Origin of the sequence: Stenotrophomonas sp. PD6, assembly GCF_049199305.1 — a bacterium.
Classification (GTDB): domain Bacteria; phylum Pseudomonadota; class Gammaproteobacteria; order Xanthomonadales; family Xanthomonadaceae; genus Stenotrophomonas.
In genome coordinates this window covers 110544-132892 of record NZ_JBLZQD010000010.1, presented here as the reverse complement: position 1 = coordinate 132892, position 22349 = coordinate 110544, and the positions used below count along the sequence as shown (strand labels likewise).

General features: G+C 68.3%; 20 protein-coding genes and 1 riboswitch. Of the genes, 13 read left to right on the top strand and 7 right to left on the bottom strand.

Going from position 1 to position 22349, the window contains the following annotated elements:
• Positions 1-130 precede the first annotated feature (130 nt).
• The 6 genes from metE to ACOZHM_RS14600 form a co-directional block, all read right to left on the bottom strand.
• A complete protein-coding gene (gene metE, locus ACOZHM_RS14625; RefSeq protein WP_421570043.1) occupies positions 131-2428 on the bottom strand; it encodes a 5-methyltetrahydropteroyltriglutamate--homocysteine S-methyltransferase in 2298 nt (765 codons plus the stop codon).
• 213 nt (positions 2429-2641) lie between these two features.
• Positions 2642-2875: riboswitch (cobalamin riboswitch) on the bottom strand.
• A 32-nt stretch (positions 2876-2907) separates the two neighbouring features.
• Positions 2908-4332: a nicotinate phosphoribosyltransferase gene (locus tag ACOZHM_RS14620; protein WP_421570042.1), complete on the bottom strand. Its 1425-nt coding sequence runs from the start codon at positions 4330-4332 to the stop codon at positions 2908-2910.
• 67 nt (positions 4333-4399) lie between these two features.
• A complete protein-coding gene (locus ACOZHM_RS14615; RefSeq protein ID WP_421570067.1) occupies positions 4400-5455 on the bottom strand; it encodes a bifunctional nicotinamide-nucleotide adenylyltransferase/Nudix hydroxylase in 1056 nt (351 codons plus the stop codon).
• A gap of 73 nt (positions 5456-5528) precedes the next feature.
• Complete coding sequence (locus tag ACOZHM_RS14610) at positions 5529-6596, bottom strand: AAA family ATPase (RefSeq protein ID WP_421570041.1); 1068 nt, start codon at positions 6594-6596, stop codon at positions 5529-5531.
• Positions 6589-7161 (bottom strand): nicotinamide riboside transporter PnuC, encoded by a 573-nt coding sequence (gene pnuC / locus ACOZHM_RS14605; RefSeq protein WP_421570040.1) that lies wholly within the window; start codon positions 7159-7161, stop codon positions 6589-6591. Before pnuC ends, ACOZHM_RS14610 begins: the two co-directional genes overlap by 8 nt.
• A gap of 104 nt (positions 7162-7265) precedes the next feature.
• Positions 7266-7562, bottom strand: coding sequence for a HigA family addiction module antitoxin (locus ACOZHM_RS14600; RefSeq protein WP_421570039.1), 297 nt, complete (start codon positions 7560-7562; stop codon positions 7266-7268).
• Positions 7563-7694: 132 nt separating this feature from the next.
• On the opposite strand from ACOZHM_RS14600, the gene ACOZHM_RS14595 reads away from it, so the two are divergent.
• The 12 genes from ACOZHM_RS14595 to ACOZHM_RS14540 all read left to right on the top strand — a co-directional run bounded on the left by ACOZHM_RS14595 (position 7695) and on the right by ACOZHM_RS14540 (position 19299).
• The gene (locus ACOZHM_RS14595; RefSeq protein WP_421570038.1) at positions 7695-8477 is read left to right on the top strand and encodes a hypothetical protein; all 783 of its coding nucleotides are present in this window, start codon (positions 7695-7697) and stop codon (positions 8475-8477) included.
• Between the two features lie 70 nt (positions 8478-8547).
• Complete coding sequence (locus ACOZHM_RS14590; protein ID WP_421570037.1) at positions 8548-9117, top strand: sigma-70 family RNA polymerase sigma factor; 570 nt, start codon at positions 8548-8550, stop codon at positions 9115-9117.
• Positions 9114-9896 carry an anti-sigma factor gene (locus ACOZHM_RS14585; protein ID WP_421570036.1) on the top strand — a complete coding sequence of 261 codons (783 nt, stop codon included), beginning with the start codon at positions 9114-9116 and terminating at the stop codon, positions 9894-9896. The genes ACOZHM_RS14590 and ACOZHM_RS14585 overlap by 4 nt, the downstream gene beginning before the upstream one ends.
• A 94-nt stretch (positions 9897-9990) precedes the next feature.
• The gene (locus ACOZHM_RS14580; protein WP_421570035.1) at positions 9991-10950 is read left to right on the top strand and encodes an acyl-CoA desaturase; all 960 of its coding nucleotides are present in this window, start codon (positions 9991-9993) and stop codon (positions 10948-10950) included.
• A 1-nt stretch (position 10951) separates the two neighbouring features.
• Entirely contained in the window at positions 10952-12232 is a 1281-nt protein-coding gene (locus ACOZHM_RS14575) for an NAD(P)/FAD-dependent oxidoreductase (RefSeq protein ID WP_421570034.1), read from the top strand.
• Positions 12229-12996 (top strand): DUF1365 domain-containing protein, encoded by a 768-nt coding sequence (locus ACOZHM_RS14570; protein ID WP_421570033.1) that lies wholly within the window; start codon positions 12229-12231, stop codon positions 12994-12996. The genes ACOZHM_RS14575 and ACOZHM_RS14570 overlap by 4 nt, the downstream gene beginning before the upstream one ends.
• Positions 12993-14249 (top strand): class I SAM-dependent methyltransferase, encoded by a 1257-nt coding sequence (locus ACOZHM_RS14565; RefSeq protein ID WP_421570032.1) that lies wholly within the window; start codon positions 12993-12995, stop codon positions 14247-14249. Before ACOZHM_RS14570 ends, ACOZHM_RS14565 begins: the two co-directional genes overlap by 4 nt.
• 1 nt (position 14250) lies before the next feature.
• Positions 14251-14805 (top strand): DUF2878 domain-containing protein, encoded by a 555-nt coding sequence (locus tag ACOZHM_RS14560; protein ID WP_421570031.1) that lies wholly within the window; start codon positions 14251-14253, stop codon positions 14803-14805.
• On the top strand, positions 14802-15596 hold the full coding sequence (locus ACOZHM_RS14555; RefSeq protein WP_421570030.1) for a DUF1295 domain-containing protein: 795 nt from the start codon (positions 14802-14804) through the stop codon (positions 15594-15596). Before ACOZHM_RS14560 ends, ACOZHM_RS14555 begins: the two co-directional genes overlap by 4 nt.
• Before the next feature lie 53 nt (positions 15597-15649).
• Complete coding sequence (locus ACOZHM_RS14550; RefSeq protein WP_421570066.1) at positions 15650-16666, top strand: class I SAM-dependent methyltransferase; 1017 nt, start codon at positions 15650-15652, stop codon at positions 16664-16666.
• 21 nt (positions 16667-16687) lie between these two features.
• Positions 16688-17224 carry a lipocalin family protein gene (locus ACOZHM_RS14545; protein WP_421570029.1) on the top strand — a complete coding sequence of 179 codons (537 nt, stop codon included), beginning with the start codon at positions 16688-16690 and terminating at the stop codon, positions 17222-17224.
• A 191-nt stretch (positions 17225-17415) separates the two neighbouring features.
• The gene (locus ACOZHM_RS14540) at positions 17416-19299 is read left to right on the top strand and encodes a patatin-like phospholipase family protein (protein ID WP_421570028.1); all 1884 of its coding nucleotides are present in this window, start codon (positions 17416-17418) and stop codon (positions 19297-19299) included.
• 48 nt (positions 19300-19347) lie between these two features.
• Here the strand turns inward: ACOZHM_RS14540 and ACOZHM_RS14535 are convergent, their stop codons facing one another.
• Positions 19348-20718: a helix-turn-helix domain-containing protein gene (locus ACOZHM_RS14535; protein WP_421570027.1), complete on the bottom strand. Its 1371-nt coding sequence runs from the start codon at positions 20716-20718 to the stop codon at positions 19348-19350.
• Between the two features lie 113 nt (positions 20719-20831).
• On the opposite strand from ACOZHM_RS14535, the gene ACOZHM_RS14530 reads away from it, so the two are divergent.
• On the top strand, positions 20832-22337 hold the full coding sequence (locus ACOZHM_RS14530) for a CoA-acylating methylmalonate-semialdehyde dehydrogenase (protein ID WP_421570026.1): 1506 nt from the start codon (positions 20832-20834) through the stop codon (positions 22335-22337).
• Positions 22338-22349: the final 12 nt, after the last annotated feature.

Sequence of the window (22349 nt, the reverse complement as noted above, 5' to 3'; positions counted from 1 at the left end):
TTTCAGATGCTTGTTTTTGGGCCGGCCGGTCTGGTTTTGGTTTGGGGGTTTTAATGGGCACATGGTTAAACCCATCGCCCCCGCCGCCGCCAACGGGGGCGGCGGGGCCTTCATGCAGCGGTGAAAGGAATCAGGCGGCGTTGGCGTCGGCGGTTTCGTCGCGCAGCTCACGGGCGGCCGCTACCAGCGCCTCCAGGGCGGCGCGGGTCTCCGGCCAGCCACGGGTCTTGAGCCCGCAGTCCGGGTTCACCCATATCTGCTCGGGGCGTAGCACCTCGGCCGCCTTGCGCAGCAGCGATAGCATCTCCTCCTTGTCCGGTACGCGCGGCGAGTGGATGTCATACACGCCCGGCCCGATCTCGTTGGGGTACTGGAAGCGCACGAAGGCGTCCAGCAGCTCCATGCGCGAGCGCGAGGTCTCGATGGAGATCACGTCGGCATCCATCGCCGCCACGGAGTGGATGATGTCGTTGAACTCGGAGTAGCACATGTGGGTGTGGATCTGGGTGGCATCGCGCACGCCGCTGGCGCTGATCCGGAACGCCTCCACCGCCCAGTCCAGGTAGTCGCGCCACTGCGCACGGCGCAACGGCAGGCCCTCGCGGATGGCGGGCTCGTCGATCTGGATCACGCCAATGCCGGCGGCCTCCAGGTCCAGCACCTCATCGCGCAAGGCCAGCGCGATCTGCCGGCAGGTATCGGCGCGGGCCTGGTCGTCGCGCACGAACGACCACTGCAGCACCGTCACCGGGCCGGTCAGCATGCCCTTCATGGGGCGGTCGGTGAGCGACTGCGCGTACTGCGACCAGCGCACCGTCATGGCCTGCGGGCGCGTCACATCGCCATAGATCACCGGCGGCTTCACGCAGCGCGAGCCGTAGCTCTGCACCCAGCCGTTCTTGGTGAAGGCGAAGCCCTCCAGCTGCTCGCCGAAGTATTCCACCATGTCGTTGCGCTCGAACTCGCCATGCACCAGCACGTCCAGCCCGATCTGCTCCTGGATGCGTACGCAGTGCTCGGTCTGGCTGGCCAGGAACGCGTCGTAGTCGGCGTCGGACAGCGTGCCGGACTTGTTGCGTGCACGTGCCTCGCGCACCTCCAGCGTCTGCGGGAACGAACCAATGGTGGTGGTGGGGAAGCGCGGCAGCTTCAGCGCGGCGGCCTGGGCCAGGTGACGCTGCGGGTAGCGGCTGTGGCGCTGCGCATCGGCCGGTGTGAGCGCGGCCAGGCGCGCGGCCACGGCCGGGTTGTGCACACGCGGCGAGCGCCGGCGCGATTCGATGCGCTCGCGCGACAGCTCCAGCGCCGCCTCGGCGCGGGCCGGCGCATCGATGGCATCGGCCAGCACGCGCAGCTCTTCCAGCTTCTGCTTGGAGAACGCCAGCCAGCCGCGCAGTTCGTCGTCCAGTTTCTTCTCGTGGCCCAGGTCCACCGGGCTGTGCAGCAGCGAACACGACGGGCTCAGCCACAGGCAGTCGCTGCCCAGGTGGCCGTGCGCGTACCGCGCCAGCAGCAGCGCGTTGTCCAGGTGGGTGCGCCAGATGTTGCGGCCATTGACCAGCCCGGCCGAGAGCACGCGGCCCGGCGGCAGCGCCTTGATCACGGCATCGAGCTGTTCCGGTGCGCGCACCAGGTCCACGTGCAGGCCATCGACCGGCAGTGAGGCGGCTAGCGGCAGGTTGTCGTCCAGTGCGCCGAAGTAGGTCGCCACCAGCACCTTGGGGCGCGCGGCCGTTGCCAGCACGGCGTAGGCGTGGGTGAAGGCGGCGCGGGCGTGGTCGTCCAGGTCCTGCACCAGCACCGGCTCGTCCAGCTGCACCCACTGCGCGCCGGCCGCATGCAGCTGGCCCAGCAGCTCCACGTATACGGGCAGCAGCGCGTCCAGCAGGTCCAGCGCGGGGCTGCCGTCGGTGGTCTTGGAGAGCAGCAGGAAGCTCACCGGGCCGATCAGCACCGGGCGCGTTTCAATGCCCAGCGCCTTGGCCTGGCGGTATTCGGCCAGCGGCTTGTCGCCGCGCAGCGCGAAGCCTTGGCCGGCCTGCAGTTCAGGCACCAGGTAGTGGTAGTTGGTATCGAACCATTTGGTCATTTCCAGCGCGTGCAGGTCGTAGCCATCGCGTTGCAGGCCGCGCGCCATCGCAAAGTAGCCGGCCAGCGGGTCGGCGTCGGCAAGGGCGCGGTAACGGGCCGGAAGGGCGTCGAACAGGAAGGCGGCGTCCAGCACCTGGTCGTACAGGCTGAAGTCGTTGCTGGGCGGCACATCAACGCCGGCGTCGCGCTGCAGCTGCCAGTGGGTGGCACGCAGCCCGGCGGCGGTGTCGAGCAGCGAAGCTGCGCTGCTCTGGCCGGACCAGAACGCTTCCAGCGCGCGCTTGAGCTCGCGCTTGGCGCCGATGCGGGGAAACCCCAGGTTGGTAACAGTGGTCATGGAACGTGTCCTCATTGCGTATTGGCATTGAGGAACGAAGGAACTGCGCGGCCACCACGCCATTGCTGCCGTGCCCGCCCCGCCAGCGACCTTCGCCCCCGCGGGCGAACCGGATGCCGTGAAGCGGACGCACAGGGACAGCGCCACGCGGCAGGCGTGGCGTCAGGCCCCGGCAACCTCCCCGCGGACGTTCCAGGTCGAATCGGAGGACGGTCATGTCCTCCGGCCGGGGCCGGTATTCGGGCTGATGGACACGGGCGCGGGCGCCCACCTAGTACCTGCCGCTTCCCAGGCGGTAAGGCCCAGTGCTGTTGGCAGGATTCGTTTCCATTCACCGCTGCGGGGCAGCTCCGGAATGGGTGCGCAAGGCACCTTCACCGGATTCCCGTTTAAACCCATCCCTTCATCTGCATGAAGAGATGGATACCTTCGGCGAGCACAAGGTAGGCCGAGTTGGCGCGGGGGTCAAGAGGCGTTGCTTACAACCGCGCGGTGTTGGCCCGGCTGCGGATCTGCTCCAGCGCCTCGTCGTGCAGCAGCTGGCCGTTCTCCCAGACCGTCACCATGGCGTCCTCGAAGCCCAGCGGCATTTCCAGGTCCGCCAGCGAGGCGGCCGTGGCCGGCACCGGTACGGTGCGGAACTGGCCGTACTCGCGATGGCGCAGCAGGCTCATGCGGCCGCGCTTGCTCTGCTTGCCGCTGTCGGTCACCGGGTCCTTGTAGACGTCGATCCAGCGCCCGTTGACTCGGGCGGCCGAGCACTTCAGCGCGAACTTCTGCGTGTCGCGGTCCAAGCGCTGCAGCAGTGCACCGCCCATGCCGAAGGCGAGGTTGTCGGCGGCGTAGCCGGCGTCGGTGATGTGCGCCAGGATCTGGCCGATGCTGGTCGGGTTGACCCCATCGCCCTGGATCACGCGCACGTGGTTGAGCACCTTGTAGCCCTTGCCGTTGACGCTGTGCCCGAAGGCCTCGTCGAGCAGTTCCAGGCACTTGAGCACCACCGTCACCGGGTCGCCCGAGTCCGGGCGGATCACTACGGTGGCGCCCGAGTCGATCACCTGCTGGCGCAGGGTCGTGCCCCAGTGTTCGGTGATGGCGTGGTAGATGTCGTAGCTGTCCGACACCACCGCGACCAGTGCGCCCGGCTTGGCGAATTGCGCCAGCATGTTGCGGTAGGCGTCCACTTCGCCGTCGCGGCCCCAGCTGGTGATGGTGCTGTGCTCGGCGGCGGGGATCGAGTAGCCGGCCATGGGCGCGTGGTAGAACGACTTGGCGTACAGCAGGGCCGACACGGTGTCGGTGCCCAGGAAGTTGACCAGGTGCGCCGCGCCGCCGATGGCGGCCGATTCCAGGCTCGAGACGCCGCGGCTGCCGAAGTCGTGCAGCTTGAACGGCAGCTGGCCTTCGGGGTCGTCGCTGGTGCGTTCCAGGTACTGGCGAATGGTCTGCTTGGCGTGCCAGCTGGTGGTGGCCACGGTTACCGGGTACCAGATCCGCAGCAGCATGGTTTCCAGGTACGAGGGCACCCAGAACGCCTGCGGGTCGGTCGATTCGATGGTCATCAGCGCGTTGTGCACTGGCACCACGGTGCCCTCGGGCACGGCGCGGATGCGGATCGGCATCAGCCCGGCATGCGTGTCGACGATGTAACGCCAGCCGTCTTCATTGAACGGCACGCCGTGAGCGGCGAACAGGTCGCGCGCGGTATCGACATCGGCATGCGTGATCGGCTTGGCGAGGTACTCCTTCAGGAGCGCCTGCAGGCCGAAGAAGACGGTGCGGTCGTACAGGCCGCCGCGCGATTGCACGTAGAAGAAGGTGGCATCGGTACCCGGGGGGTACTGCAGCCAGTGGCTGGCCTTGTAGCTGTCGGTGTTGAGGAGAAGATTATCTAGGTAATGCATGACGGAAGCTCCTTCGCGTCGGGGGAACACCGGCGGTCTATCCGCCGGCGAGGGAAACGGGTCGGGTTCAGCCCCGGCCCAGGAAAAACTCCAGGATGTGCAGGTGGTCTTCGTACAGCTGCGGGCCCATGTCCAGCGCCTCGCTCACCGGAATCCAGCGCGCCTTGTCGGCATCGTCGCCGCCGCGCACGGGGGGCAGTTCGCCTGCCGCAAACTCGAAGTGGAAGGCATGGGTGATGGTGCGGCCGCGCTGGCTGCGCTCGGGGTGGTCGAAGACCTGCTGGCCCTTCAGCGAGCCCTTCAACACCGGCAGCGGAATCTTCAGGCGGGTCTCTTCGCGCAGTTCACGCAGGCAGCTGTCGAGCAGGCTCTGCTGCTGGCCGACAAATCCGCCCGGCAATGCCCACAGGCCCTTGCCCGGCTCCGAGCGGCGGCGCACCAGCAGCACGTGGCCCGAGTGCACCACCACCGCGTCGGTGGTGACGAAGGTGGGTGCGTACGGCGCATCCTTCCACGCCGCACGGTACTGCTCGATGAAACGGTATTCGGCCACCAGCTGGCCGTAGGCCGGCGAGCTCTTGCGGAAGGCTTCCAGCATGTCGTACACCGGTGCCGGCACGTTGCCGCGCAGCATCAGCAGGGCGCCGTGGAAGTCCAGGTCGCCCGACTCGAACAGGTAGCGGCGCAGCTCCGTGGCCGAGAGCGTTTCGGTGTGCTGCACATCCACCAGCGGCCATTGCGGGAATTCGCGCAGGTAGTAGCTCGAAGCATCCTTGTCCATGCCCACCAGGCCCACCTTGGCATCGGCCGCCGCGCCATCGCTGCGCAGTGCATCGGCTACGGCGCGTTGAACGCCGGCAATCCAGTGCGCTTCGTTGTACAGATGATCGCGAAGCGGGCGGATGATCAGCCGTTCGGTGTTGCCATCGAGGGCAGCCTGGATCATCACGGCGCGTTCGGCCACGGTCCAGGGATTGCGGAGGCTGCGGGGGGTATCGGCAGAGCCGACCAGGAAGATCAGCTTGCGGGCCCGGCTCAGTGCGAGGCGGGCAACGGCGGCATGGCCGTTGTGGAAGGGCTCGAAACGCCCGATGAAAACGAGATAGTCGTATTCCATGAGAATCCCTCATGTCGTTGTGGCTGCCGCGGGTCTGTCCCTTGGCTTGCTGCAAATGCTACGCCTCCTGTTCAGCCCGTCAAGTGCCTGCGCTCGGCTGACTCGCCAGCGCATGGACCACCTGCGCCACGCGCGCCTCGACGCTGCCGGTGAGCAGGGTGAACGGCATGCCCTGTGCGGACAGCGCCGCCACATACGCGCGTTGCTGGGCGAGCCGGAAGGCATCGTCGCGGCGGGTGCCATCCTGCACGAACGGGAAGTCTGCCGCGCACAGGAACAGCTTGTCGTAGCGCCGCTGCGCCAGCCTATGCAGCGCAGGCTCGGCGCGGCCGAACATATCTTCGCAATACAGCAGGGTGGTCAGCGGGGTGGTATCGCACACCAGCCAACGATTTGCGTGGCCGGCCATGGCATCTTCCCGCGATACCTGCACCTGCGCGATATGCAGCAGATCGTCGTACGTCAGCGCACCTCGCCGGGCTTCCCAATGTTCGCGCCCGAACTCCGCTACCCATTGGGTCTGCAGGTGGCTTGCCAACGCAGCGGCGAGCGTGGTCTTGCCGCTGGATTCGCCTCCCAGCAGACCGATTCGCCCGACGAAGCCGGCGTAAACGCGCGGGTCGAGAAAGCTGCGCAATGCATGCGGATCGCTCCGCAGTGCAGTGCCCGAGACCGGTACTTCGCTGCGGGCCTGGTCCAGGCACACGTGGGCCACCGGCCACGGCCGCCCCGCTTCGTTGCTGAAATGTTCCTGCAGGGCCGCCGCGAAACCATCGCCATACGATTCGCTGGTAAACACCGCGTCCACCCGCACGCCCCACACGGCACTGCACACCCAGCCCACGAACGCGCGCTGGGCCGCGTCGTCGTCCTCGTTGGTGGGCAACTGCCGCATCGGCAGGTTGCGCTGCAGACAGGCTGCGGCAAGGCGCGCATCGTCCAGCACCAGCCGCGTCACATGGGGATACACGGCCTGCAGCCACGCCTCGCGCTGAGCCGCATGGCAGCCGCTGAATTCCGGCTGGCTCCAGCTCAGCAGCAGCACGCGGTCGCAACGGGCCAGCGCATGGTCGATCAGCGCCTGGTGGCCACGGTGCAACGGGCTGAACTTGCCCACCACCAAGCCCGTGCGGAAGTGCTCAGGCATGCGCCGGCTGCTCGCGCATCAACCGGTGCCAGTGCCGCAGCGACACCAGCGCATTGATCCAGAACACCACGTACAGCACGGCGGTAAGGTGCAGGCCGCGGCTGGCGTACAGCGGCACGGCCACGCTGTTGACCAGCAGCCAGAACCACCACGAATCCAGCTTGCGGCGCATCATCAGCAGCTGCGCGACCACGCTGAGCACCAGCACGGCCGAATCCAGGAACGGCGCGTAGGCGTCGGTCCAGGTATGCAGCAGCAGGCCATAGCCGACGCTGGCCAGCACGGCGGCGGGCAGGATCCAGGCCAGGGTAGGCAGTTGAACGCGGGTGATCGGCAGGGCATGCCCGTGGTCGCCGCGCAGCCACTGCCACCAGCCGATGACGCTGGTGGCCACGAACACGCCCTGCAGCACCACATCGGCGTACAGGCGGGCCTCGTAGAACACCAGGCCAAACAGGGTGCAGCCGATGATCCCGGTCCACCAGGTATGCACGCTGTTGCGACCGGCCAGCAGGATGGAGGCGGCCACGGTGACGTTGGCGGCAATTTCCAGGGCGCTGGTCATGCCTGGGCACCCGGCAGGTTGGAGCTGTACGGCAAGGTGTAGTCCTTTACCTCAGGGGCGTGAAGCGTAACGTGCTGCGTGATCGATGCGGGGTTCGGGGTGAGTCAGGCGGCGTGATGATACGGCTCGATGCGCGCCAGAACCTCGGCCAGTTCGTCGCGCGCCTTGGCAGCGTCGTAGGCCATCTGCAGATTCATCCAGAAGCCTTCGCTGGTGCCGAAGAAGCGTGCGAGCCGCAGCGCGGTGTCGGCAGTGATGCCGCGGCGCCCGGCAATGATCTCGCTGATGCGGGTCTGATTGACGTCGATCGACTTGGCGAGCCGGTACTGGGTCATGCCGAACGGGGTCAGGAACTCCTCCTGCAGGATCTCGCCGGGGTGCGGGTAGGGGATGGAGCGCATGGCGGCAGGCCTTGAAGTCGTTGCAGGGAATACTACCGCCGCGCGGTAGTACTGCAAATCGAACGTATCTATCGGTGCATCCGACCACGCACTTGTTGCGTATCTGTGCAGGACGATCACCTGGAGTCGCGCATGCGCCACCCACCTGTCCCCACTGCCGCGTGCCTGTTGCTGGTGCTGTGCCCGTTGCCGGGTATGGCGCAATCCATCCAGCGCCAGGAGGGTCGCGCCTATGCGGCCGCCGGCAGCACGCTGCTGTACCGCGAGAGCCACTGGGTGCAGGGGCCGCCGGAGGCGCAGTCACGGCTGGTGCTGTACCGCTGCGCGGACGGCCGCCCCTTCGCGCGCAAGTGGATGACCCCGCAGGGCAGCCCGCAGACGCCGGATTTCACCCTGGAAGATGGGCGGGATGGGTACCAGGAAGGTGTGCGCGGCAACGGCACGGCGCGCACGGTCTACACCCGCGCCTCCGCCGAGGCGGCCCCGGTCAACCGTACCCTGGACGTGCCGCCGGATGCGGTGGTCGACGCCGGCTTCGATGCCGCCGTCCGCGGCCACTGGGCTTCCCTGCGCGATGGCAAGGCCGTGGCATTCCAGTTCCTGCTGCCCAGCCGCCAGCGCTTGGTGCCGCTGAAGTTGCAGCGCACGGCGGCCGTCACCTGGCAGGGCCAGCCGGCGCAGCAGCTGCAGATGAAGCTCGATGCATGGTTCGGCTTTGCGGTGCCGGCGGTGACCCTGGTCTATGCCAACGCCGACCAGCGCCTGCTGCAGTTCAGCGGCACCGGCAACGTGCGCGACAGCGCCGGCCGCTATCCGCAGGTCCGTGTGGAATTCCCGTCGGGGCCGGTTGCGGCCTCGGCCGCCGAGCTTGCCACGGCACGGGTACAACCCCTGGTGAAGACATGCAGCAGCTGACGACCCTCTTGCGGCCAGCGGCCGGAGCAACGACCATGCAGACTCGCTCCCTGCCGACATTGAGCCCGCGATGCCTGAGCTGGACGTTTCCGACACCGATGCCGCAACGCGCCTGGGCGAACTGCTCGTCCGCGTCGCCGCTGGCGACCGCCAGGCGTTCGAATCCGTGTACCAGCTGGCCTCCGGGCGCCTGTTCGCGATCTGCCTGCACCTGCTGCGCGACCGCGGCGATGCCGAAGACGTGCTGCAGGAGGTCTTCACCACGGTCTGGAAGAAGGCAGGGCAGTTCGATCCCGCCAAGGCCTCTGCCATGACCTGGCTCTCCATGACGGCGCGCAACCGCGCGATTGACCGCCTGCGCGCCGCACCCCCGCGCGCGATGGACGACCTGTCGGTGATCGACGACCTGCCCGATGCCGATGCGCAGCCGCCGGTGGCCGCCGAACAGGCGTCCGACCGCGAGCGGCTGGCACGTTGCCTGGACACGTTGGAAAGCAAGCGCCGCGCGCTGATCCGCGCCGCGTTCCTAGACGGTTCCAGCTATGAAGAGCTGGCCCGTCGCATCGGTTCGCCGCTCGGCTCGGTGAAGAGCTGGATCCGGCGCGGTTTGGGCCAACTGCGGGTGTGCCTGGAACAATGAACATCCGCGACCTTCACGACCTTCCCGACGACGGCGAACCGCCGAGCACCGACATCCTGGCCGGCGAGTACGTGCTGGGCGTGCTGGATGCCACGCAGCGTGCCGAGGCCGAACGCCGCATTGCCAGCGATCCCGGCTTTGCGCGGCTGGTGCAGCAATGGGAAACCCGGCTGGCGCCGCTGCTGGAATCTCTGGGCACGGCCACGGTGCCCGCGCACCTGTGGCCGCGTATCCGTACCGAACTGGGCTGGCCGGCCGCCGTCGCCGCCACGCCCAGGCTGTGGCAGCGCACCGGCTTCTGGCAGGGCATGACCGCCCTGGCTGCAGCCCTGGCGTTGGTGGCGGTGTTCAACCGCCAGCAGTTGCCGCCCACCGCGCCGCCGACCCCGGTGGCAGTCACGCCGACGCCGGCGCCGACCCCGGCCGAGCCGGAGCAGGCCACCAAGCCGGTCACCCCGCTGCTGCACGACGACGGCACGCCGGGCTGGCTGGCCTCGGTCGACAAGGCACAGGGCAAGGTGTTGATGGTGCCCGTGCCGGCCCCTGCCGATGCGGCCGGACGCGCACCGGAGCTGTGGCTGATTCCCGCCGGTGGCAAGCCGCGCTCGCTGGGCCTGGTCTCGATCAACCGCGCTCACACCGTGGCGGTGCCCGACGCGTTGCGTGATGTCCTCGTGAACGGCTCGATGCTGGCCATCACGCTGGAACCGTCCGGTGGCGCGCCGCAGGGCATTCCGACCGGCCCGATCATCGCCAAGGGCGACATCGCCAATCTGTAACCCACACCCCTTCCGAAGATATTTTTCGGAAGGGGTGCATCCAAATGGCGCTCGCCTGCGTATCTCCTGATGAACCGCTCAGGAGACGCGCGACATGCTGTCCCGTTCCACCCCCGAACACCCCGGCCGCGGGCCACGTGGCCCATGGGCCACCGTGCTGCGCTGGTTCGATACCGGCGCTGCTGAGCCGGCTGCAGACGGGGGCGGCAACCGCGTGGACTGGCTGCGGGCGATTCCCTTCGTGGCCATGCACCTGGCCTGCCTGGCCGTCATCTGGGTGGGGGTGTCATGGGTGGCGGTGGGCGTGGCGCTGGCGCTGTATGCGCTGCGCATGTTCGCCATCACCGCGTTCTACCACCGCTACTTCGCGCACCGTACCTTCCGCACCTCGCGCGCGGTGCAGTTCATCTTCGCCGTCATCGGGGCGTCCAGCGTGCAGCGCGGCCCGCTGTGGTGGGCCGCACACCACCGCAATCACCACCGCCACACCGAAACCGCTGCCGACCCGCATTCGCCCACGGTGCATGGGTTCTGGTGGAGCCACATGGGCTGGTTCCTTACCGCCGAGGGCTTCCGGACCGACTGGGCGCGCATTCCGGACCTGGCCAAGTACCCCGAGCTGCGCTGGCTGGACCGCTTCGACACGCTGATACCGGTCGCGCTGGCCGCCGCGCTGTACGGGCTGGGCGCGCTGCTGGAACGCGTGGCGCCGGGGCTGGGCACCAGCGGTGGGCAGATGCTGGTGTGGGGCTTCTTCATTTCCACGGTGGTGCTGTTCCACGCCACGGTAACCATCAATTCACTGGCCCACCGTTTCGGCCGCCGCCGCTTCGATACCGGCGACGACAGCCGCAACAACCTGTGGCTGGCCCTGCTCACCTTCGGCGAGGGCTGGCACAACAACCACCACTTCTTCCCGGGCACGGTGCGCCAGGGCTTCTATTGGTGGGAAGTGGACATCACCTGGTACGGGCTGCGCACGATGGCGATGCTGCGGCTGGTGCATGACCTCAAACCCGTGCCGGCCTGGGTGCTGGCCAAGGCGGAGCACTGACATGCGCATCGCCGTGATCGGATCGGGAATTTCAGGCCTGGCCAGCGCCTGGTGGCTCAGCCAGCGCAACGAGGTGACGCTGTTCGAGGCCAATGACTACCTCGGCGGCCACACCCACACCCACCAGGTGCAGGTGGACGGGCGTACGCACGCAGTGGACACCGGCTTCATTGTGTTCAATCCGCTGAACTACCCGCTGCTCACCGCGCTGTTCGATGAGCTGCAAGTTGCATCGAAGCCCACCACGATGAGCTTCTCGGTGCACAGCGAGCGCAGCGGCGTGGAATACAACGCCACCTCGCTGGACACGCTGTTCTGCCAGCGCCGCAATCTGGTGTCGCCGCGCTTCTGGGGCATGCTGCGCGATCTCAAGCGTTTCTATCGCGAGGCCCCGGCGCTGCTGCACGGCAGCGATGAAGGCCCGTCGCTGGGCGAATTCCTCGACCAGGGCCGCTATGGCGGCGCCTTCATCCAGGAGCACCTGCTGCCGATGGCCTCGGCGCTGTGGTCCTCGCCGATTGCCAGCCTGGCCGACTTCCCCGCGCGCTACCTGGTGCAGTTCATGGCCAACCACCAGATGCTGCAGGTGAGTGGTCGCCCGCAGTGGCGCGTGGTGCAGGGCGGCTCATCGCAGTACATCCAAGCGCTGCGCCGGCGCTGGCACGTGCGCGAGCGCATCGGCTGCCCGGTGCTGGGCGTGGAGCGCCACGACCACGGCGTACGCGTGCTGACCGCCGGCGGGCTGGAGGGCTTCGACCAGATCGTAATGGCCTGCCACAGCGACCAGGCGCTGGCCCTGCTCTCCGACGCCGATGGCACCGAGCGCAGCATCCTCGGTGCGATCCGTTACCAGCCCAACGAGGTGGTGCTGCACACCGATGCGCGCCTGCTGCCGCGCAACCGCAAGGCGTGGGCGGCATGGAACGCGCACGTGCCGCACGACCCGATGGCGCCCTGCTCGGTCAGCTACTGCATGAACCTGCTGCAGGGCATCGACACGCCCACGCCGCTGGTGGTGACCCTCAACCGCAGCGAGGCGATCGCGCCCGAGAAGGTGCTGCGCACCCTGCAGTACGCACACCCGGTGCACGACCACGCGATGGTGCGCGCGCAGGCGCGGTGGGCGGAGATCCAGGGCCGGCGCCGCACCTGGTTCGCCGGCGCGTACTGGGGTTGGGGCTTCCACGAAGACGGCATCCGCAGTGCGCGGCGCGTGGTGGATGCACTGCATGTGCTGGACACCGAAGCCTGGTGGCCGCTGTCGCACGGGCTACCCGCATGACAGCCAGCGCGCTCTATCGCGGCAGGATGCGGCACCGCCGGCACACGCCGCACGCGCACGCGTTCGGCTACCCGGTGGCGCAGCTGCTGCTCGACCTGGATGAGATCGATGAGGTGTTCCGCGGGCGCTGGCTGTGGTCGGTGAACCGCCGCAACGTGGCCGAGTTCCGCCGCAGCGATTACCTGGGCGACCCCGACCAGCCGCTGGCCGATGCGGTCCGCGCGCGCATCACCGCCGCGCTGGGGCGGGCGCCGGCCGGGCCGATCCGCCTGCTCACCCACCTGCGCTATGCCGGCCATGTGTTCAATCCGGTCAGCTTCTACTACTGCTATGCCGCCGACGGGGTCACGCTGGATTGCATCGTGGCCGAGATCACCAACACGCCGTGGAAGGAACGCCACGCCTACGTGCTGCCAGTGGCGCAGTCGGACAAGCAGGGCCGCGCGCTGAGCTGGAGTTTCGACAAGCAGTTCCACGTCTCGCCGTTCATGCCGATGGACTGCGAGTACCGCTGGCGCTTCACCGCGCCGGGCGACGACCTGCACGTACACATGCAGGTATGGCGCAACGGCGAGCGCCAGTTCGATGCCGATCTTTCACTGCAGCGCCACCCGTTGGATGGCCGCGGCCTGGCCCACGTGCTGCTGCGCCATCCACTGATGACCGTGCAGGTGGTGGCGGCCATCCACTGGCAGGCGCTGCGCCTGTGGCTCAAGCGCACCCCCGTGCACGACCACCCTTCCATTGCGGGAAAGCACCCATGAACGACATGACCCGACCGCTGGCGCTTGCCCAGCCCACTGCGCTGGAAACCTTCCTGCGCGGGCGCCTGCTGGCGCAGCTGGCGCCGCTGCAAGGCGGCCGGCTGCAGCTGCGCGACGCACTGGGCGACGTGACGATCGGCAAGGCCGATGCACCGCTGCAGGTCACCGTGTGGGTGGACAACCCGGCCTTCTACCGCGCCGTGGCCGCACAGGGCAGCGTCGGCGCCGGCGAGGCCTACATCCGTGGCGAATGGCGCTGCGACGACCTGGTGGCGCTGGTGCAGCTGCTGGTGCGCAACCGCGACCTGCTCGACGGCATGGAGCGCGGCCCGGCGCGGCTGGGCGGGTGGCTGCTGCAGGGCTGGAACCGGCTGCGCCGCAACACGCGCGAGGGCAGCCGCCGCAACATCGCCGCGCACTACGACCTGGGCAATGCGTTCTTCTCGCTGTTCCTGTCCAGCGACCTGATGTATTCCTCCGCCTTGTTCGATGCGCCCGGCGACAGCCTGGAAGAGGCATCGCACCGCAAGTTGGCGCGCATCTGCGAACAGCTGCAGCTCAACGCAGGCGACCGCGTGGTCGAGATCGGTACCGGCTGGGGCGGCTTCGCGGTGCATGCCGCGCTCCACCATGGCTGCCACGTCACCACCACCACCATTTCCAAGGAGCAGTACGCGCTGGCCACCGAGCGGGTGGCCAATGCAGGGCTGCAGGACAAGGTGACCGTACTGCTCAAGGACTACCGCGACCTGGAGGGCCAGTACGACAAGCTGGTGTCCATCGAGATGATCGAGGCGATCGGCGCGCAGTACCTCGATACCTATTTCGCCACGCTGGGCCGGCTGCTGAAGCCGGAGGGGCTGGCGCTGCTGCAGGCCATCACCATCGAGGACCAGCGCTACGAGCAGGCCCGGCGCAGCGTGGACTACATCAAGCGCTTCGTGTTCCCGGGCAGCTTCATTCCCTCGATCAACGCCATGGTGGCGGCCAAGACGCGCAGCAGCGACCTGCAGCTGATCGGGCAGCACGACTTCGGTCCCTCGTATGCGCTGACGCTGCGCGCCTGGCGCCACCGCTTCCTGTCGCAGCTGCCGGCGGTGCGCGGGCAGGGCTTCGACGAACGCTTCATCCGCCTGTGGGAGTTCTATCTGGCGTACTGCGAGGGCGGCTTCCTGGAGCGCTCCATCGGCGTGTCGCAGCTGTTGCTGGCCCGCCCCGGATATCGCCCGGCGCTGATCGCAGGTGGCCACTGAGATGCGCCACTTCTGGGCCAACGTGGTCGGCAACCAGCTGGTCTGGCTCTGCGCCGTGGTCGGCGCCGGGCACGGGCTGCGCTGGCCGGCGGTGTTGGCTGCGGCGGCCTACGTGGCCAGCCAGTTGTGGCTGTCAGCGCAGCCCGGGGTGGAACTGAGACTGATGGTGCTTGCCATGGCCTGCGGCCTGGCGGTGGACGGCATTGCCGGTACGACGGGTGCCGTGGTCTACGCCGCGCATGACGCCACCTGGCTGGCACCGGTCTGGATTCTGGCGCTGTGGGCGTCGTTCGCGATGACGCTGACCGTTTCGTTCGCGGTGCTGCAGCGCCACCCGGTGGCCGCCGCGCTGGTTGGGCTGCTGCTGGCGCCGCTGGCGTACCTGTCGGCGGCGCGTGGCTGGAGCGCGGTGCAGTTCCCCGCGCCGGCCTGGCAGGGCGTGGTGCTGCTCGGCATCGGCTGGTCGCTGGCATTGCCGCTGCTGGCCGCCTGCGCGCGGCGCTGGCAGTCCGCTGCGCTGCCGCAGCCGGTGCACCCTACTGGAGAACCTTCATGAAGCTGTTGCTGTGGGTTTGGCTGTATGCCGCGCTGATCATGTGCTGGGGCTGGTGGTGGCAGCGCCGGCACCAGAACATCGGCGTGGTGGATGTGTTGTGGGCTAAAGGGGTTGGCGCCTCTGCGCTGCTGTTGGCACTGCTAGGGGAGGGCAGTGTCACACCGCGCATCGCGTTGGCCGTTCTGGGGGGCGCTTGGGGAGTGCGCCTGGCCCTGCACCTGTGGCGCCGGGTGCGCAGTGAGGCGGAAGACGGGCGCTACCAGCACCTGCGTCGCCACTGGAACGGCCATCAAGGCAAGATCTTCGGTTTCTTCCAGTTCCAGGCCCTGTTGATCGTGCTGTTCGCACTGCCGTTCGTGGCGGTGTCGCAGAGCGAAGCGCTTCCTGTCGGATGGATCGTCGCCGCGGTCGCCATGTGGCTGCTCAGTGTTGGCGGCGAGGCGCTGGCCGACCACCAACTGGCCCGCTTCCGCGCCGACCCTGCGAACAAGGGCAAGACCTGCCGCGCCGGACTGTGGCGCTACTCGCGGCACCCCAACTATTTCTTCGAATGGCTGCACTGGTTCACCTACGTGCTGCTGGCCGTGCACGCGCCACTGTGGTGGCTGGCGTGTTCCGGGCCGCTGGTGATGTACGTGTTCCTGCGCTGGGTGAGCGGCATTCCGTTCACCGAGGCGCAGGCGCTGCGCAGCCGTGGCGAGGACTACCGCGAGTACCAGCGCACCACCCCGATGCTGTTCCCGTGGTTTCCCTCTTCTTCCACCTCCCCCCGCAAGGAGTCTTCACCGTGAATGTCGCCCGAGATCAGATCCTTCTGCCGGACTACGCACCCGGGTTGACCGGCATGGCCGAACGCGGGCTGCTGCCGGATGCGCTGCTGCGGCTGGGCATCCGCCGGCAGTGTGCGCAGCGCCTGCGCGAGGAAAGCGCGGGCGGCACGGAGGCGCAGGCCGAACGCTTCGCCACCCGCATCGCCGGGCTGTCGCGCAGCCCGCTGGCGCTTCATGTGGATGCGGCCAATCGCCAGCACTACGAAGTGCCCGCCGCGTTCTTCCAGGACTGCCTGGGCGCGCGCCTGAAATACAGCAGCTGCTACTACCCCACCGGCACCGAAAGCCTGGACCAGGCTGAAGACGCGATGCTGGCGCTGTACGGCGAACGCGCCCAGCTGGCCGACGGCCAGGACATCCTGGAGCTGGGCTGCGGCTGGGGTTCGCTGACGCTGTGGATGGCCGAACGCTACCCGGCCGCGCGCATCACCGCCGTGTCCAACTCCAACAGCCAGCGCGAATACATCATGGGCCAGTGCCGCGCGCGCGGGCTCAACAATGTGACCGTGCTGACCCGCGACGTGAACCAGCTGGCGCTGGACGACGGCAGCTTCGACCGCTGCATCTCCATCGAAATGTTCGAGCACCTGCGCAACTACGAGCGGCTGCTGCAGCGCATCCAGCACTGGCTGCGCCCGGACGGAAAGCTGTTCGTGCACATCTTCGTGCACCGCACGCTGATGTATCCATTCGAGACCGAGGGTGATGACAACTGGATGGGCCGGCACTTCTTCACCGGCGGCCTGATGCCCGCTGCCGACACCCTGCTGCACTTCCAGCAGCACCTGCACCTGCAGCAGCGCTGGCTGCTGGACGGCACCCACTACGAGCGCACCGCCAACCACTGGCTCGCCCGCCAGGACCAGAACCGCGACGCGGTCATGGCGGTGCTGCGCGAAGGCTATGGCGATGCGTCCGCCGCGCTGTGGTTCCAGCGCTGGCGCATGTTCTGGATGGCCTGCGCCGAGCTGTTCGGCTACCAGCAAGGGCAGCAGTGGATGGTGGCGCATTACCTGTTCGCCCGCTCCTGATTCCCCGTCGAGGAAACTGCCATGAAGCTACGACCCCTGCTTCCGCTGCTCGCCGCCGGCATGCTGTTCGGCTGCGGTGGCAATGCCCGCCCGATTCCGCCGGTGGCGCACGTGGATGTGCCGCGCTTCATGGGCGACTGGTATGTGATTGCGCACATTCCCAGCCGCCCCGAGCGCGAAGCCTTCGATGCGGTGGAGTCCTACAAACTGCGCCCGGATGGCCGCATCCAGACCACCTTCACCTACCGCAAGGGCAGCTTCCAGGCGCCGGTGAAGACCATGCACCCGGTCGGCACGGTCAAGGAAGGCACCAACGGGGCGGAGTGGGGCATGCAGTTCGTCTGGCCGATCCAGGCCGAGTACGTGATCGTGTACCTGGACGACGACTACCAGCAGACCATCGTTGGCCGCAGCAAGCGCGACTACGTGTGGCTGATGTCACGCAGCCCGAAGATGTCCGACCAGGACTACCAGAAGGCCATGGCCCGGATTGCCGCGCTGGGCTACGACCTCTCGCAGGTGCGCCGCGTACCGCAGTCGGCCGCCGGCGACCGGTAGCCACAACTGCGGCCCCGTTCTCAGGCCCTGAGAAGGGCCTGCGCGATACTGTGCCCATGGCGTCACCACCTGTCGTTCCCGTCACAAGGCGGGCATGTCGCGGTGGGACGCTGCACTGACAGGCAGGTCTCGTGGGTCCAGGGAAGGCAGCTGGCGCGGCAACGCGCGGTGGGCGGACAGAGGGCGGCAGCGTGGCAGACAAGTACTGCGATCTGGTCATGAAGGGCGGCATCACCAGCGGCATCGTGTATCCCAACGCGGTGCTGTCGCTGGCCCGCGAATATCGGTTCAAGAACATCGGCGGCACCTCGGCCGGGGCGATCGCCGCGGCGGTCGCCGCCGCCGCCGCGCTGGGGGACCGGCGCTGCCGGGCCGGTGAGGCGCTGGGGCCGCAGGCAGGGTTTCCCGGGCTGGCCGAGGTGTCCACGCAGCTGTCGCGGCGCGGCTTCATCTACAGCCTGTTCCAGCCCGCCAGCGGCGCACGCACCGCCTACCGCCTGCTGGTGATGCTCACCGGCAAGGCCGGGCTGACGCGCAAGATCCTGTGCCTGCTGGCGGCGGTGTTCGCCATCGCCCCGCTGGAGCTGCTGGCCGCGCTGGTGGGGCTGCTGGGCATCGGCTGGCTGGCGGCCGGGGTGGATGGCATGTGGGCCACGCTGCTGCCCTCGCTGCTGTGCGCGTACGGGGCCGGCGTGCTGGCCTCGGCGCTGCGCGTGGCGCGGGTGGCGCGGCGCAACCTGCTGGGCTTGTGCTCGGGCGCCACCCAGGCCGACGCCAGCGAACCCGCGCTGACCGACTGGCTGCACGGCCAGCTGCAGGCGCTGTCGGGCAAGCCGCTGGACCAGCCGCTGACCTTCGCCGACCTGCACAACGCGCCGCGCTACAGCGGCGAGCCGGCCGGCGTGCACGCGATCAGCCTGCAGATGATCACCACCTGCGTGTCGCACACCGAGCCGCGCACGCTGCCGTTCAGCGCCTCGCAGTTCTGGTTCCGGCGCGACGAATTCGAGCAGCTGTTCCCGGCCAGCGTGGTGGCGTGGCTGCTGGCGCGCGCGGGCGTGCCGAACCACGTGGACGGGGTGGACTACTACCGCCTGCCCGAAGGCGACCAGTTACCGGTGCTGGTGGCCACGCGGATGAGCCTGAGCTTTCCGCTGCTGATCAGCGCGGTGCCGCTGCACGAGCCGGCGCGGCGCGAACGCCGCTGCGAACCCGACGCCGACGCCGCGCCCCCGCACGGCAACCGCAACGTGGCCGACAGCATGGAGGGGCTCACCAGTGGCGGTCACGGCTGTGGCCCGGTGATCACCGCATTCCGGGTGTGCTGGTTCTCCGATGGCGGGATCAGCAGCAACTTCCCCATCCATCTGTTCGACGCCGCGTTGCCGCGCTGGCCGACCTTCGGCATCAATCTGGTCTACCCGCACCAGGCCGAGCCGCTGCGCGCGTCGCCGGACTCGCCCGACGCGATCAATGCGGCGGTATTCCTGCCGACCGAAAACCGGCATGGCTGGCAGCGCACCTACCAGTCCATCGCCCGGCCGCTGGCGGCGGCGGAGATGTCCGGCTTCCTGTTCTCCATCGTATCGACCATGCAGAACTGGCGCGATGTGCTGCAGGCGCGCGCGCCCGGCTATCGCGACCGCATCGTGCATGTGTCGCTGCAGGGCGACGAAGGCGGCATGAACCTGGACATGCCGCAGGCGGTGCTGAGCCGCATCGCCGCCAAGGGCAGCGTGGCCGGCGAGCGCTTCTGTGATTTCTCGTTCGCCAACCACTACTGGATCCGCTGGCGCAATCTGGCCTCGGCGTATCAGCGTTATACGCTGGAGGTGGCGCGTACGGATGATCCTGCACAGCGCGTGGGTGCGTGGCAGGGGGCCTACGAATCGGTCGCGCACGGCGAACCACCGCCGCCGTCGTACCGGTTCACTTCCGAAGAAAAGCGCCGCGAATCGCAGCAGCTGTGGCGGCTGATGGTGGAGCAGGGCCAGACCTGGGAAGACCTCGGCCCGGACCTCACCGACGGCGCGCCACGCCCGCTGCCGCAGATGAAGGTGACGCCAAGCTATTGACCGCAACGCGGTCAATAGCGGTAGCGCCGGCCTCTGGCCGGCACGCGGCTACGCCCGCCCCGGCAACTGCGCGAACGCGCGCTGCATGCAGTCCTCGCGCGGGCACACCCGGCAGCCCGGCCCGATCGACACCGAGTTGCCCGGGCTCTGGATATCCAGCCCGCGCGAATAGATGAGCCGCTCGGCGTGCTGCAGGTCGCAGCCCAGCGCCACGGCGAAGGTCTTGCGCGGCTGCCCATGGCCGACCGGGCCGCTGCTGACCTGGCGGGCCAGCCAGAAGTGGCGACGCCCGTCCGGCATGCGCGCGGTCTGGGTCAGCACCCGCCCGGGTTGGTTGAAGGCCTCGTAGACGATCCACAGCGGGCACGAGCCACCCACCTGCGAGAAGTGGAAATCGGTGGCCGAATGCCGCTTGGACACGTTGCCGGCGCGGTCCACGCGGATGAAGAAGAACGGCAGCCCCGGTGCGCTGCGCCGCGCTAGCGTGCTGAGCCGGTGGCAGACCGCCTCGAAACCCACCCCGAAGCGGTGCGCCAGCGCGTCGATGTCGTAGGCGCTGTGCTCGGCCGCGCGCAGGAACTGCGCATACGGCATGACCAGCGCGCCGGCGAAGTAGTTGGACATGCCGATCCGCGCCTGCGCGATCTGCTCCGGTTCGCGGAAGCCGGCGCGCGCGATCACCGCATCGATCTGCGCCGCGTAGCCCAGCAGCGCCAGCTCGGCCGCCATCTGGAACGCCTGCTGGCCCGCTTCCAGATAGTCGGGCAGCCACAGCGTCCGGCTGCCGCCGTCATACACCCGCTTCTCGCGGCCGGCCTGCAGTGGCGCCACTTCCACCAGTACCCCGTGGCGGTCGGCCAGCAGCTGGCGCAGGCGCGGCGCCACATGCCCGGCCACCAGCCCCCATTCGCCGAACAGCTGCTCGGCCAGGTCGTCCAGTTCCGGGATGTGGTTATGCATGCGGTTGAAGAAGTCGCGCACCTGGTCGCCGGCCGGCAGCGCCTGCCCGGCCTGCGGGTCGCCCAGCTGGAACTCCAGCGCGGCGGCGTGCTCACGCAGCAGCAGGTGGCGGCGGTGCAGGTCGAGCAGGGCGCGGCTGATCTGCGGCAGGTTGCCGGCCATGGCGCGCAGTTCGGTGCCGCTGACCTCGTCCAGGCCTAGGTCGCGCAGGGTCTCGCCCAGCGCTTCCTGCAGCGCGGCGGGCTCATCGACGTCGAAAAGCTCGGTAACGTCGCCCAACACCTCGCGCAGCTTCTGCTGCACGGCCGGGGTAAGGGGGCGCTTGTTGCGCTCGATCTGGTTCAGGTAGCTGGCCGACAGCCCCAGCGCCCGGGCGAGGTCGGCCTGGCTGTAGCCGCGCTGCTCGCGCAGCTTGAGCAGGCGCAGGCCGATCTGACGGAGGGGGAGCTGGCTATTCACAGAATTAACAGAAATCGTATCGGGCGTTGGCCAGATTAAGCGTAGACAGCCCGGAAATCGAGGGGCGGGCTGTGAATAATGCCAATCACCTTTCGCATCCCGCCGGTATTGCCATGACTGTTGCAGCGCCCCGTATCCGCATGTTGATCGATGGCCAGTTCGTCGAATCGGCCAGCTCGCGCTGGCAGAACGTGGTCAATCCGGCCACCCAGGACGTCCTGGCCCAGGTGCCGTTCGCGACGGTGAGCGAAGTGGACGCCGCCGTGGCCTCGGCCAAGGAAGCGTTCAAGACCTGGCGCAAGACCCCCATCGGCACCCGCGCGCGCATCTTCCTGAAGTACCAGCAGCTGATCCGCGAGCACATGAGCGAGCTGGCCCACATCCTCAGCGCCGAGCAGGGCAAGACCGTGCCCGATGCCGAAGGCGATGTGTTCCGCGGCCTGGAAGTGGTCGAACATGCGGCCGCCATCGGCAACCTGCAGCTGGGCGAACTGGCCAACAACGTGGCCAACGGCGTGGACACCTACACCCTGCTGCAGCCGCTGGGCGTGTGCGCGGGCATCACCCCGTTCAACTTCCCGGCGATGATTCCGCTGTGGATGTTCCCGATGGCGATTGCCACGGGCAACACCTTCATCCTCAAGCCGTCCGAGCAGGACCCGATGGTCACCATGCGCCTGGTCGAACTGGCGCTGGAAGCGGGCATCCCCAAGGGCGTGCTCAACGTCGTGCACGGCGGCGAAGAGGTGGTCAACGCGATCTGCGACCACCCGGACATCAAGGCCGTGTCGTTCGTGGGTTCCACCCGCGTCGGCACCCACGTGTACAACCGCGCCTCGCTGGCCGGCAAGCGCGTGCAATGCATGATGGGCGCCAAGAACCACGCCGTGGTGCTGCCGGACGCCAACAAGGAACAGAGCCTCAACGCCATGGTCGGTGCCGCCTTCGGTGCGGCCGGCCAGCGCTGCATGGCCGCTTCCACCCTGGTGCTGGTGGGCGAGGCGCGCGAGTGGGTGCCGGACCTGGTGGCCAAGGCCAAAACGCTGAAGGTCAGCGCGGGCAGCGTGGCCGGTACCGACGTGGGCCCGGTGATTTCCTGCGCCGCCCGTGAGCGCGTGGAAAGCCTGATCGCCTCGGGCGTGGAGCAGGGCGCCAAGCTGGTGCTCGATGGCCGCAACCCGCAGGTGGACGGCTTCGAGAAGGGCAACTTCGTGGGCCCGACCATCTTCGACGGCGTCACCCCGGGCATGCGCATCTATGACGAGGAAATCTTCGGGCCGGTGCTGGTCATCCTGGAAGCCGAAACGTTGGATGACGCCATCGAGCTGATCAACAGCAATCCCAACGGCAACGGCACCGCGCTGTTCACCCAGTCGGGTGCCGCCGCACGCCGCTTCCAGGAAGAGATCGACGTGGGCCAGGTCGGCATCAACGTGCCGATTCCGGTGCCGGTGCCGCTGTTCTCGTTCACCGGTTCGCGCGCCTCCAAGCTCGGCGACCTGGGCCCGTACGGCAAGCAGGTGGTGATGTTCTACACCCAGACCAAGACCATTACCGCGCGCTGGTTCGACGACGAGACCCTGGGTCACGGCGTCAACACCACGATCAGCCTGAAGTAAGCGCCTGCAAGG